General features: G+C 74.4%; 7 protein-coding genes. 1 reads left to right on the top strand and 6 read right to left on the bottom strand.

Annotation, left to right across the window (positions count from 1 at the left end):
• Positions 1–71: 71 nt before the first annotated feature.
• The 3 genes from AB0H53_RS16090 to AB0H53_RS16080 form a co-directional block, all read right to left on the bottom strand.
• Positions 72–2,504 (bottom strand): protein kinase, encoded by a 2,433-nt coding sequence (locus tag AB0H53_RS16090; RefSeq protein WP_362112568.1) that lies wholly within the window; start codon positions 2,502–2,504, stop codon positions 72–74.
• Positions 2,505–2,611: 107 nt separating this feature from the next.
• Positions 2,612–5,332, bottom strand: coding sequence for a serine/threonine-protein kinase (locus tag AB0H53_RS16085; protein WP_362112565.1), 2,721 nt, complete (start codon positions 5,330–5,332; stop codon positions 2,612–2,614).
• Positions 5,333–6,409: 1,077 nt separating this feature from the next.
• Positions 6,410–8,116: a glycerol-3-phosphate dehydrogenase/oxidase gene (locus tag AB0H53_RS16080; protein ID WP_362112562.1), complete on the bottom strand. Its 1,707-nt coding sequence runs from the start codon at positions 8,114–8,116 to the stop codon at positions 6,410–6,412.
• A gap of 222 nt (positions 8,117–8,338) precedes the next feature.
• Between AB0H53_RS16080 and AB0H53_RS16075 the strand changes: the two genes are divergently transcribed.
• The gene (locus AB0H53_RS16075; protein ID WP_362112559.1) at positions 8,339–9,583 is read left to right on the top strand and encodes a nucleotide sugar dehydrogenase; all 1,245 of its coding nucleotides are present in this window, start codon (positions 8,339–8,341) and stop codon (positions 9,581–9,583) included.
• An 80-nt stretch (positions 9,584–9,663) separates the two neighbouring features.
• Here AB0H53_RS16075 and AB0H53_RS16070 read toward each other — a convergent pair whose 3' ends face one another.
• The 3 genes from AB0H53_RS16070 to AB0H53_RS16060 all read right to left on the bottom strand — a co-directional run bounded on the left by AB0H53_RS16070 (position 9,664) and on the right by AB0H53_RS16060 (position 13,223).
• Positions 9,664–10,794, bottom strand: coding sequence for a GuaB3 family IMP dehydrogenase-related protein (locus AB0H53_RS16070; RefSeq protein ID WP_362112556.1), 1,131 nt, complete (start codon positions 10,792–10,794; stop codon positions 9,664–9,666).
• Between the two features lie 115 nt (positions 10,795–10,909).
• Positions 10,910–12,415 carry an IMP dehydrogenase gene (gene guaB / locus AB0H53_RS16065; RefSeq protein WP_362112553.1) on the bottom strand — a complete coding sequence of 502 codons (1,506 nt, stop codon included), beginning with the start codon at positions 12,413–12,415 and terminating at the stop codon, positions 10,910–10,912.
• Between the two features lie 205 nt (positions 12,416–12,620).
• Positions 12,621–13,223 (bottom strand): sigma-70 family RNA polymerase sigma factor, encoded by a 603-nt coding sequence (locus AB0H53_RS16060; RefSeq protein WP_362112550.1) that lies wholly within the window; start codon positions 13,221–13,223, stop codon positions 12,621–12,623.
• Positions 13,224–13,282 lie beyond the last annotated feature (59 nt).

Here is a 13,282-nt window from a genome sequence, read left to right as displayed (position 1 = left end):
TTGCCCCCGCCCGTTGCCTCGGCTGACAGGTTACGGAGGGTTGGGGGGCTTGGGAACGCCGGGGCCGTCCTCTAACGGGCGGAGCGGTACGCCGTGACGGCCTGCTGGTAGATCTCCGCCACCTCGTCGCGCTGGCTCTCCGGGCCGATGACCTGGATGACGTGGTAGCGGTCGCCGATGACCAGGGCGAGGTTGCGGACGTACACCTCACGGCCGTTGGCGTCCTGCCAGGTGAACTGGCCCTCGGCCATGGACTGTCGGCCGACGTCGACCCGGCGCAGGCCGGAGGCGGTCGCCCAGGAGGAGTCGCGCCACGGCTGGAGCTCGCGCTCCCTGGTGCGCTGGTACTCCAGCGGGTCGCCGCCGCCCTGCTGGACGGTGTCCCGGCCGGGCACCACGATCAGGGTGTAGTCGCCGTCCGTGTAGCGGACTTGGCCCACGTCGTTGATGGGGCTGCGCCGCCAGTCCTCGGCGACACCGACGCGGAAGCCCTCGGGGTCGTCGCGCACCACGTACCCGGCGGCCAGCCGCGGCACGCCGGACGTCACGGCGCTGGGCGTCACCGCGTTGGGCGAGGGGGCCTGGGTGCCGGGGGTGGGCGCGGTGGCGGTGGGCCGGGGCAGCGGCTCCTCCGGGCGCGGCCGGTCCTGCGGCTGGGCCTTGGGCATGAACACCGCGGCGTACGCGACGGCGGCGGCCAGCACCAGCAGGATGGCGACCAGCAGCGTGCGGCCGAGGGCACGCGGGGCCCGGGTGGCCCCGGCGGCGCTCACCCCCGGACCGGGCCTCTCCGCTCCCCCGGCGCCCGTGCTCCTGCCGCCCTTGGTCTTCCGGTGGCGGTGGCGGCCGTGGACGGTGTCCGGCGCCCCGGCACGCCACCTGCGCACCAACTCGCCCCGGCGGCGCACCACCGGCAGCCGGGTGGCGTCGACGGACGGCATCGGGACCACGTCCATGCCCGCGTCCGGCTCGGGGGCCGACCGGATCAGCGAGCGCAGCCAGCCGCGCAGTTCCTCCACGTCGGGCCGCTCGGTCGGGTCCTGGCGCAGCAACGACTCGACCACCGGGCGCAGCGGGCCGCACTCCTCGGCGTACGCGGGCGGCTCCGCGCACACCATCTGGACCAGCTCGGCCGCGCTCTCCTCGGGGTACGGGGCGTGGCCCTGGACGGCGCGGTACAGCAGCGCGCCGAGCGCCCACAGGTCGGTGGCGGGGCCGATGGGCGGGGCGAGCTGCCAGGTCCCGTGCACCGGGCCCGCCTGTTCGGGCGCCCAGCGCTCGGTGACCGCGCCCACGACGGCGATCCGGGCCTGGCGGGCGCGCTCGGCGGCCAGCGGTGTGGCCGGGCCGCGGTAGGTGTCCGTGGCGCCCGCGACGATCTCCTCGCCGTGCCCGGCGGGTGGGGCGGGCTCGGGCCGGCGGGCCTGCCGCTGGGCGTCGGCGCGCAGCGCGTCGGCGGACCCGGCGGCCCGGGAGCCGCCCGCGGGCACCGGGCGGGACGACGCCGGGCCGTCGTGCCAGACACCGGCCAGCAGGGCGCGGCGCGGCCCGTCACCGGCCCCGTCCTGCTCGTACGGCTCGTCCTCGGCGTCGTCGTCGGGGCCGGTCTCCGGGCCGGTGTCGGCGAGGGCGGCGGCGGACTGGGGCGTGGACCACCACTGGGGTTCGGGCTCGCGGCGCCCGGGGGCCGCGAGGCCCGCCTCATGGGCACGGGCGGCGGCGCGCACCCCGGCGCGGTACGCGGCGACGGCGCCGGCCCGGGCGGGCGGTACACCGGCGGCGGGCTCCGCCGCCGGGGGTTCGGGCGCCGGGTCCGCGCCGAAGCCGGGGTCGAGCTCCGGGCCGAAGCCGGGGTCGGGGCCTGGGCCGAAGTCGGGGTCAGGGTGGGGCGCCGGGTCGTCGTCGGAAAGGGGCACCGGCGCGTACCCGCACAGCGCCTCCTCGGCCGCGCCCGCCGCGAGGCCGGTCAGGACCACGCGCCCGTCGTCACAGATGAGTACGGTGCGGACGGTGATGTTGCGGTGGGTCCAGCCATGGGCGTGCAGCACCCGCAGCGCGGTGAGCACGTCGGAGGCGATCTCGGCCGCCCGGTAGGGGTCGAGCGGCTGCTCGGCCAGCAGTGCCGCCAGCGGCCTCGCCGGGATCAGCTCGCTGACGATCCACAGCGAGCCGGCCTCCGCGAACACGTCGAAGACCTGGTCCAGGCGCGGGTGGTCGGGGATCTGCGCGGCGGCCTGTGCCGCCTCGACGGCCCGGCGCACCGCCGGATCGGCGGGCCGCCGGGTGGTCCGCCCGGGCGCCCGGCGCGCCGCCGCCGGCCCCGGCGCGCCCTCCCCGTCCAGCACCTCGGCCTCGACGACCTCGGGCAACGGCAGCTGCCGGACGAGCACTTCCTGACCGCTGTACGCGTCGAACGCGCGGGTCTGGACGAGTTCGTACTCGTCCGAGGGCGGCAACGGCAGGCGGTAGCGGTCGGCGAGAATCCTTCCCGCGTAGTCGTCCACGACGCCTCCCCACGAGCGCGCTGTTCCCCCGGTCCCTCCGGCCGGACGGGACCGTCAGTTCCGGTCGGCCGCGTACGGTCCACGAGCACTCACGATACGTGGCCCGGTCAGTCCTTGGGCCTGAACGTCGCGAACGCCGTGTTCCGCAGCGTGGTGCACTCCGGGCCCTTCCACTCCCCGGACTCACAGGTGATCATGATCGAGTACCCATGGGTGGCGTCGACCTTGAAGCCCCTGTTGAGCACCCATACCCGCTGACCGCCCTGCGTGCGCTCGAACTGCCAGTCGGCGACGGTCGGGTAGCCGTTGTACTCGACCGGCCGGATGCCGTGGTGGCGGTAACCGTTGCTGGTCGCGGCCACCGCGGCCATCGCGCTGTTCCAGGCGGCGGCCGCGTCGTTCTTCGGGCTGCCGGTGAAGTCGACCTGGACGCGCGGGAACCCGCCGTCGGCGCTGAACACCCCGCCGGAGTTCTGGCCCGCTATCCGGGTCATCCGGAAGCCGGACGGCATCGCCATGGAGAAGTGGAACTGGTCGTTGCTGACCGTCGTGTACCCGGCCGGCAGCGTCACGCCGCCGCCGGGCGTACCGGACGGCTTGGTACCGCCGGAAGGGCCGCCCTGGCCGGGCGTACCGGGTGTGCCGGGCTGCTCGCCGCCCGTCTCCTTGCCCGTGCCGCCGTCGGGCCGGTCGTCGTTGCCCGCGGTCCCGGCGGACGTGGCGGGACCGGAGGTGGCACCGGCCGACGCGGTCCTGCCCGGCCGCGGGTCGCCCTGCCCCTTGCCCGGCTCGTCGTCGCCGCCCAGCGCGAAGGCCAGCACGGCGGCGATCACGGCGAGCACGACCACGACCGCGATGACCACCAGGGTGCGGCGGGACACCACATCGGTGATGGGGGCCGCCCGCACCGGCGCCGGCGGGCCGGACCGCCGCTCGGCCGGGTTCGTCGCCGCTGCCGCCGCGGGCGTCCCGTACCGCTCGGACCCCGCGTTCCGCCTCGGCTCCGGCTTGGCCTTCGCCGCCGTGGCGGTGGCCGCCTGCCGTACCGAGCGCAGCGCCTCGCGCACCCGCTCCGCCGCCGCGTCGCCCGCCTCCTTGGGCTTCTCCGGCGGTACGGGCGGCAGCGGTACGACGCGGGTCGCCTCCGGCGACGGCTCGGGGACGGCCGGGGCGACGGGCCGCTCGGGCGCGTGGATCACGGCGTTGAGCAGTGCGCGGGCGCCCGCGTCGTCCAGCCGCTGGGCCGGGTCCTTGGCCAGCAGGCCGTAGATGACCTCCTCCAGCGGCCCGGCGTTCTTCGGCGGGTCGAGCTGCTCGGTCATCACCGCGGTCAGCGTCGCGATGGCGGAGCCCTTGTCGTACGGCGGGCAGCCCTCCACGGACGCGTACAGCAGACCGCCCAGCGACCACAGGTCGGCGGCGGGGCCGGGCTTGTGGCCGCGGGCCCGCTCCGGCGATATGTACGAGGGCGCGCCGACGAGCATGCCCGTCGAGGTGATGGACGGGTCGCCCTCCACCTGCGCGATGCCGAAGTCGGTGAGCACCACCCGGCCGTCGTCCGCGATCAGGACGTTGGACGGCTTCACATCGCGGTGCAGGATGCCCTCGCGGTGCGCGGAGCGCAGCACGTCGAGCACGGCGAGTCCGACCTCGGCGGCGCGCCTGGGGGTCAGGACGCCGTCCTCGCGGACCGCGTCGGCGAGGGACTTGCCCTCGATGAGCTCCATGACGATCCAGGGCCGGTCGTCCTCGTCCACCACGTCGTAGACCGTCACCGCGCCGTTGTTGCGGATCCGGGCGATGGCCTTGGCCTCGCGCAGGGTGCGCGTGATGAGGCGGCGCTTCTCGTCCTCGTCGATGCTGTTGGGGAAACGCAGTTCCTTGACCGCGACGGTGCGGCCGAGTGTCTCGTCGACGGCCCGCCACACGGTGCCCATGCCGCCGCGTCCGAGGACGCCACCGAGCCGGTAGCGCCCGGCGAGCAGCCGTCCCTCACCGGTCGCGCGGCCCTTGGCCGCGCCCTGTGCCGTCCGCGCCCCGGGAACCGTTCCGCGTCCGCCACCGCCACCGCTGCCCGCGCCCGTACCGGCGCCGGGCTTCGCCGCCGACGCGCCGTCAGCAGGCTCGGCACCCGAACCGGAGCCGGCGGACCGGGAGGTCCCGGACGCCGCGCCGGAACCGGACCCGGCGGGCCCCGGGGCCCCGGTCCCCGCGGACCCGGTGCCTGCGGACCCGGTGCCGGCACCCGCGCCGGTGGGCCCCGTTCCGCCGGAGCGCGCCGCCGGGACCCTGTCCCGCGCGCCCTCCCGCCCGGCCGGCGCCGGGTCGGGGGTACCGGGCGCCGCCCCGGAGCCCATGTCCCGCTTCCCGGCCCGACCGCCGCCGGCCTCCGCGGCCGGGCCGTCGCCCGCCCCGCCGACCGGCTCGGCGTCCGGCGCCACGCCGGATCCGGCGCCTGAACCGCCACCCGCTGCCACGCCAGACCTCACGTTCGACCCACCATCCGACCCGCCCCCGGGTTCCCCACCCGGCTCGGTACTTGACCCGGCGCCAGATGCCGCGCCGGACCCCGCGCCGGGCCGCGCACCGGCTTCCGCGCGGCCTCCGGTCCCGGTCCCGGCGGCGCCCGATGGGGCGTCAGCCTCCGCCCGGCCACCGGTGCCCGCGCCCTTCGCGCCGTCCGTGCCGGGATCCGCTCCGGCACCAGGGCGGGCGGCATCGCTGACGTCCCGTCCGGTTTCGGGCGCGGTGTCCGGTTCGCGGCCCGGCTTCACCGTGTCCCGCTGAGGTTCCCGCGCCACGTCCCGCGACTGCTCCGCTTCCGACATGCGTCCCCTCTGCGATCCCTGATCCTCGCCCGCGCCTGCCGCTTCCCGCGCGATGCGGTAACCCGCCCTGGAAGAGCGTCCATTGTCTCTCACTCCGGGACCGGCGATTCTCCCGGGTCCGTGGTCGGCCAGGACGGACCAGGAGGAACGGGTCCCACCATGCCACTGCTCCGGAAGCGGATCGTCACTCCGCTGGTCACAGCCCTGTTCGGGCTGAGCGCCGGGTCCCTGCCCGGGGGCCCGCCCCCGCTTCCCCTCCCCCCGTGCTGTCGCGGCTCGTCTCCGCGGGCCACGCGCCCGCCGCCGCGCCGACCACTTCCGGGCCGGCGGCCTCACCAGGACGTTCAGCTCGACGGTCGTGCTCCAGCTCGACGCCGAGCGCCGGTTGGGCGTCGACGACCCGGTGGGCCGCCATCTGCCCGGGCTGTTGCCCGGCCCGGCCGGGACGCCGCATCACGCTTCGCGCACTGCCGACCCACACCAGCGGGCTGTACGACTACGCCACCGGCGCCGACCGCACGGACGGCCTGCCGACCAGCGCCCGTGCGGCGGTACGCGCGGCGCTGGCCCACCCGTCGGGCCCGCTCGGTTCGTACGCGTACTCCCACACCAACTACCCACCTACCCACTGCTCGGCCTGGTCATCGGGAGGACAGTCGGCCATTCCTACGCGGCCCAGGCACGGCGGCGCCTCATCGTCCCGCTCCACCTCACCGGCACCTCCTTTCCCGGTTCCCGCACCACCCTGCCCGCGCGCACGGCCGTGCGTACGACTCGGCCGGGCGGGTGGCCGGCCCACCCGACCCGCGTACCGCCGGCGCGGCGGGCGGAATGATCAGCACGCTCGGCGACCTCGATCGCGTCCACACCCGGCCGTCGGCGGTCGCGGAGGCCGGAACCCGCCCTGCTGGAGGCCGGGTTCTGCGGGGCCGCAGAGCCCCGTCCCCCAGCGGCCCGCTCGTCCGGAGCGCCCGCGGCCCGGTAGCGACCCGGCGACCCGTCGGCGGCCCGACGGCCCGGCCGCCCGGTGACCCGGCTGCCCGCCGCCGTCGCCGTCACCGGAGGGGGAAGGGGCGCCTACAGCGGCACGATGTCCGGTGCGCCCAGCCGGGCCGCGTCCGCCGTGAGGTCGTCCGGCTGCCGCTGGGACTCGCGCTCCGCCTCCACCCGCTTCGTGTAGTGCTCCACCTCCTTCTCGACCTGCTCCCGGTCCCAGCCCAGCACCGGCGCCATGAGCTCGGCGCACTCCCGGGCGCTGCGGGTGCCCCGGTCGAAGGTCTCGATCGAGATCCGCGTCCGCCGGGTCAGTACGTCGTCGAGGTGGCGCGCGCCCTCGTGGGAGGCGGCGTAGACGACCTCGGCCCGCAGGTAGTCGTCGGCCGCGGCCAGCGGTTCGCCGAGGGTCGGGTCGGCGGCGATCAGGTCGAGCACCTCCTCCACCATCGAGCCGTACCGGTTCAGCAGGTGCTCCACCCGGACCACGTGCAGTCCGGTCCTGGCCGCGATCCGGGCCCGCGCGTTCCACAGGGCCCGGTACCCCTCGGCGCCCAGCAGCGGCACGTCCTCGGTCACGCACGCGGCCACCCGGGTGTCCAGCCCGTGCACCGCTTCGTCGACGGCGTCCTTGGCCATCACCCGGTACGTGGTGTATTTGCCGCCCGCCACCACGACCAGCCCGGGCACGGGGTGGGCGACGGTGTGCTCGCGGGACAGTTTGCTGGTCGCGTCGGACTCGCCGGCCAGCAGCGGCCGCAGTCCCGCGTACACACCCTCGACGTCGTCGCGGGTGAGCGGCACCGCGAGAACGCTGTTCACATGCTCCAGCAGGTAGTCGATGTCCGCGCTGGACGCGGCCGGGTGGGCCTTGTCGAGGTCCCAGTCGGTGTCGGTGGTGCCCACTATCCAGTGGCGTCCCCACGGGATCACGAAGAGCACCGATTTCTCGGTCCGCAGGATCAGTCCGCTGGTCGAGTGAATCCGGTCCTTGGGCACCACGAGGTGGATCCCCTTGGAGGCCCGTACGTGGAACTGTCCGCGCTCGCCGATGAGGGCCTGGGTGTCGTCCGTCCACACACCCGTGGCGTTGACGAGCTGCTTGGCCCGTACCTCGTACTCCCCGCCGCCTTCCACGTCCCGCACCCGGGCGCCCACCACGCGTTCGCCCTCGCGGAGGAAGCCGACGACCCGCGCCCGGCTGGCGACGTGCGCGCCGTAGCCCGCGGCGGTCCTGACGATCGTGGCGACGAACCGGGCGTCGTCCATCTGGGCGTCGTAGTACTGCAGGGCTCCGACCAGGGCGTCCCGCTTGAGCGCGGGCGCGACGCGCAGCGCTCGGCGCCGGGACAGGTGCCGGTGCACGGGCAGTCCGCGGCCGTGCCCGGAGGACACGGACATCGCGTCGTACAGCGCCACGCCGGAGCCGGCGTAGAGCCGCTCCCAGCCCTTGCGGCGGAGCGGGTAGAGGAAGGGCACCGGCTTCACCAGGTGCGGGGCCAGCCGTTCCAGCAGCAGGCCGCGCTCCTTCAGCGCTTCCCGTACGAGTGCGAAGTCGAGCATCTCCAGGTAGCGCAGCCCGCCGTGGATCAGCTTGCTGGACCGGCTGGACGTCCCCGACGCCCAGTCCCGGGCCTCGACCAGCCCGGTCGCCAGGCCCCGCGTCGCCGCGTCGAGAGCCGTCCCGGCGCCGACCACCCCGCCGCCGACCACCAGTACGTCCAGTTCGCGCTCGGCCATCGCCGCCAGCGCCTCGGCGCGCTCTGCGGGTCCCAGTGTCGCTGTCCTCACGGCTGCCTCCCGTCGTACCCCCGTGTGGTCCGGCTCACAGACTTGATTCTGTCCCGGGGATCCGACTTCAGCCACCGCCTGTGGACAACACTCGGGCGTACACGGCCGCGCAATGCCACATAACGGTCATATTTACGCCTAGTCTGACATTGCACTCGCGCGTTCTGTCCACCGGGCTTGCGCGTCTCGTCCCCTCCGGCTATTGGGAAGGACGGCCCACCCATGCCAGCAGACCTCGCCGTCATCGGCCTCGGTCACCTCGGACTGCCCCTTGCCCAAGCCGCCACAGCCGCCGGTATCGGCACGATCGGCTACGACACGGACCCGCGCCCCGTGGCGGAGCTCGCGGCCGGGCGCACCCCGGTCGAGGGCTCCCTCGCCGCCTCGGAGGTCCGCCGGATGCTCTCGGGGGGCTTCCGGCCGACCACCGACCCGGCCGAGCTGGGCCGGGTCCGTACCGCCGTCATCTGCGCCCCCACCCCGCTGGGCGCCGACCGCCGGGCCCTGGACCTGACCGCGGTCGCCGAGGCGGCCCGGGCGCTGGCCGCGCGGCTGCGCCCGAACACCACCGTGCTGCTGGAGTCGCCCGTCCACCCCGGCACCACGGAGGACTTCCTGCGCCCGCTGCTCGAAGAGTGCTCGGGCCTGCGGGCCGGCCGGGACTTCCACCTGGCCTACTCCCCCAGCCGCCTGGACCCGGGCAACCGCACCCACGGCTACGCCCACATCCCCAAGGTCATCGGCGGGCTCACCCCGGCCTGCACCGAGTCGGCCGCCGCCTTCTACGGCCGTATCACCGACAAGGTGGTGCGCGCCCGGGGACCGCGCGAGGCGGAGACCGTCAAGTTGCTGGAGACCAACTTCCGCCACGTCAACATCGCCCTGGTCAACGAGATGGCGGTGCTCTGCCACGAGCTCGGCGTCGACCTGTGGGACGTCATCAGGTGCGCCGAGACCAAGCCCTTCGGCTTCCAGGCGTTCCGGCCGGGCCCGGGCGTCGGCGGCCACGGTGTCCCGGTCGACACCATCGGCGGTCACCGCCCGCTGCGGCTGGTGGAACTGGCGGGCCAGGTCAACGAGCGCATGCCGCAGTACGTCATCCAGCGCTGCGCCACGCTCCTCAACGAGCACGGCAAGTCCGCGCGCGGTGCGCGCGTGCTGCTGCTGGGCATCACCTACAAGCCCGACCTGGCCGACCAGGAGGGCTCACCCGCCACCGAGATCGCCCGCCGGCTGATGGACATGGGCGCGGTGGTCAGCTACCACGATCCGTACGTGGCCGACTGGCGCGTCCGCCACCTGCCCGTTCCCCGCGCGGACTCGCTGTACGAGGCGGCGGCCGGCGCCGACCTCACCGTCCTGCTCCAGCACCACCGCACGTACGACCTCCAGGGCCTGGCGGTGAAGGCGCAGCTGCTGCTGGACACCCGCGGCACCACCCCGGCGGGCGCCGCGCACCGGCTGTGAGACCCCCGGTACGCCGACGGGGCCCGCACCGGCCGGTGCGGGCCCCGTCGACCCGCGCGGGGAGGAGGGGGTCCGGCGCGTCAGCGCTTGTGCTGCGCGTCCGCGACCGTCACCTCGACGCGCTGGAACTCCTTGAGCTCGCTGTAGCCCGTGGTGGCCATGGCCCGCCGCAGCGCGCCGAAGAAGTTCATCGACCCGTCCGGGGAGTGCGAGGGACCGGTCAGGATCTCCTCGGTCGTACCGACGATGCCGAGGTCCACCAGCTTGCCGCGCGGCACGTCCTCGTGGACGGCCTCCATGCCCCAGTGGTGGCCCTTGCCCGGCGCGTCGGTCGCCCGCGCCAGCGGGGAGCCCACCATCACCGAGTCGGCGCCGCACGCGATGGCCTTCGGCAGGTCGCCGGACCAGCCCACGCCGCCGTCCGCGATGACGTGGACGTACCGGCCGCCGGACTCGTCCATGTAGTCCCGGCGGGCGGCCGCGACGTCCGCCACGGCCGTGGCCATCGGCACCTGGATGCCCAGCACGTTGCGGGTGGTGTGCGCGGCACCGCCGCCGAAGCCGACCAGCACGCCCGCCGCGCCGGTGCGCATCAGGTGCAGGGCGGCGGTGTAGGTGGCGCAGCCGCCGACGATGACCGGGACGTCCAGCTCGTAGATGAACTGCTTCAGGTTCAGCGGCTCGGCCGCGCCGGAGACGTGCTCGGCGGAGACGGTCGTACCGCGGATGACGAAGATGTCGACACCGGCGTCCACCACGGCCTTGGAGAACTGAGCCGTGCGCTGGGGGGAGAGCGCCGCGGCGGTGACCACGCCGGAGTCGCGCACCTCCTTGATGCGCTGTCCGATCAGCTCTTCCTTGATCGGCGCCGCGTAGATCTCCTGGAGGCGGCGGGTGGCGGCCTCGCTCTCCGGGGGCAGCTCGGCGATCTCGTCGAGCAGCGGCCGCGGGTCCTCGTACCGGGTCCACAGGCCCTCGAGGTTCAGCACACCGAGCCCGCCGAGCCGGCCGATGCGGATGGCGGTCTCCGGGGAGACCACGGAGTCCATCGGCGCGGCGAGGAACGGCAGCTCGAAGCGGTAGGCGTCGATCTGCCAGGCGATCGAGACCTCCTTCGGGTCCCGGGTGCGCCGGCTCGGTACGACGGCGATGTCGTCGAACGCGTACGCCCTGCGGCCGCGCTTGCCGCGCCCGATCTCGATCTCAGTCACGTTGTGTGGCCTTTCGCTTCTGCTCGGCGCTGGTGTCTGCCGACTCCAGTATCCCCGACACGCGCGGGAGGGGCGGCCCGGGCATTCCCGGCCGCCCCTCCCCCGACGCGCGGCGTTACCGCTTGCTGCTGTAGTTGGGCGCCTCGACGGTCATCTGGATGTCGTGCGGGTGGCTCTCCTTGAGGCCCGCCGAGGTGATCCGGACGAACCGGCCGCGCTCCTGGAGCTCGGGGACGGTCCGGCCGCCGACGTAGAACATCGACTGGCGCAGGCCGCCGACCAGCTGGTGGACGACCGCGGAGAGCGGGCCGCGGAAGGGCACCTGGCCCTCGATGCCCTCGGGCACCAGCTTCTCGTCGGAGGCGACGCCCTCCTGGAAGTACCGGTCCTTGGAGAACGACCGCTGCTCGCCGCGGGACTGCATGGCGCCCAGCGAGCCCATGCCGCGGTACGACTTGAACTGCTTGCCGTTGATGAACATCAGCTCGCCCGGCGACTCCTCGCAGCCGGCCAGCAGCGAGCCGAGCATCACCGTGTCGGCGCCCGCGACCAGCGCCTTGGCGATGTCGCCGGAGTACTGCAGGCCGCCGTCGCCGATGACCGGGACGCCGGCCGCCTTGGCGGCCAGGGACGCCTCGTAGATGGCGGTGACCTGCGGGACGCCGATGCCGGCGACGACGCGGGTGGTGCAGATGGAGCCGGGGCCGACCCCGACCTTGATGCCGTCCACACCGGCGTCGACCAGCGCCTGGGCGCCGTCGCGGGTGGCGACGTTGCCGCCGATGACGTCCACCGCGGAGTTGGACTTGATCTTGGCGACCATCTCGCCGACCAGCCGGGAGTGGCCGTGCGCGGTGTCGACCACGATGAAGTCGACACCCGCCTCGACCAGCGCCTGGGCGCGCTCGAAGGCGTCGCCCGCGACACCGACGGCGGCGCCGACCAGCAGCCGGCCTTCCTTGTCCTTGGCGGCGTGCGGGTACTTCTCGGCCTTGACGAAGTCCTTGACCGTGATGAGGCCCTTGAGGATGCCCGCGTCGTCGACCAGCGGCAGCTTCTCGATCTTGTGCCGGCGCAGCAGCTCCATGGCGTCGACACCGGTGATGCCGACCTTGCCGGTGACCAGCGGCATGGGCGTCATGACGTCGCGCACCTGCTGGGCGCGGTCGGTCTCGAAGGCCATGTCGCGGTTGGTGACGATGCCGAGGAGCTTGCCCGCCTGGTCGGTGACGGGGACGCCGCTGATGCGGAACTTGCCGCAGATGGCGTCGGCCTCGGCGAGCGTCGCGTCCGGATGGACGGTGATCGGGTCGGTCACCATGCCGGACTCGGAGCGCTTGACCAGGTCGACCTGGTTGGCCTGGTCGGCGATGGACAGGTTGCGGTGCAGGACACCGACACCGCCCTGACGCGCCATGGCGATCGCCATCCGGGCCTCGGTGACCTTGTCCATCGCCGCCGACAGCAGCGGGATGTTCACCCGGACGTTCTTGGAGATGTACGAGGAAGTGTCGATCTGGTCGGGCGCCATGTCCGACGCGCCCGGCAGCAGCAGCACGTCGTCGTAGGTCAGCCCGAGTGTCGCGAATTTCTCGGGCACTCCGTCGACGTTGGCAGTCATGACACCTTCCCCAAATGGCCTTGATCGGTGCGGATGTCCATGCTAACGGGCTCCGGCGGTGTCTCATTCCACCAGCAAGATCACCCAGGATGTTTGGACGTTCACACGTACGGCGCAAGGGCGGCGCGCGCGGACGGACGTCCGGACCCGGCGCGCGCGTGCCGGCCGGGGCCGGCGCACCGGGCGGTACGCGCGGCGGTGGCGGTCACTGCTCGGCCAGCGCGCGCAGGCGGCTGAGCGCGCGGTGCTGGGCGACGCGCACCGCGCCCGGGGACATGCCGAGCATCTGGCCGGTCTCCTCGGCCGTGAGCCCCACCGCCACCCGCAGCACCAGCAGTTCGCGCTGGTTCTCCGGGAGGTTGGCGAGGAGCCGCTTGGCCCACTCCGCGTCGTCGCTGAGCAGCGCCCGCTCCTCCGGGCCGAGCGAGTCGTCCGGCCGCTCGGGCATCTCGTCGGAGGGCACGGCGGTGGACCCCGGGTGCCGCATGGCGGCCCGCTGGAGGTCGGCGACCTTGTGACCGGCGATGGCGAACACGAACGCCTCGAAGGGCCGGCCGGTGTCCTTGTAGCGCGGCAGCGCCATCAGCACCGCCACGCACACTTCCTGCGCGAGGTCCTCGACGAAGTGGCGCGCGTCACCGGGCAGCCGGTTCAGCCGCGTACGGCAGTACCGCAGGGCGAGCGGGTGCACATGGGCCAGGAGATCGTGCGTGGCCTGCTCGTCACCTTCGACGGCGCGGTGGACGAGTGCGCCGATGGTCCCGTGCCCGGCGGGCACGTGGGACTCCGGCGTCTCGTCGTCGCGCATCGGTCCATGGTGCCCCGGCGGACGGGACTCCGTGGCACCGCGTCCATAGTTGTGCACCG

Source organism: Streptomyces sp. NPDC050856 (assembly GCF_040653855.1).
GTDB lineage: Bacteria > Actinomycetota > Actinomycetes > Streptomycetales > Streptomycetaceae > Streptomyces.
The sequence above is the reverse complement of the archived record's forward strand: the minus strand, read 5'-3'. Positions and strand labels throughout refer to the sequence as shown.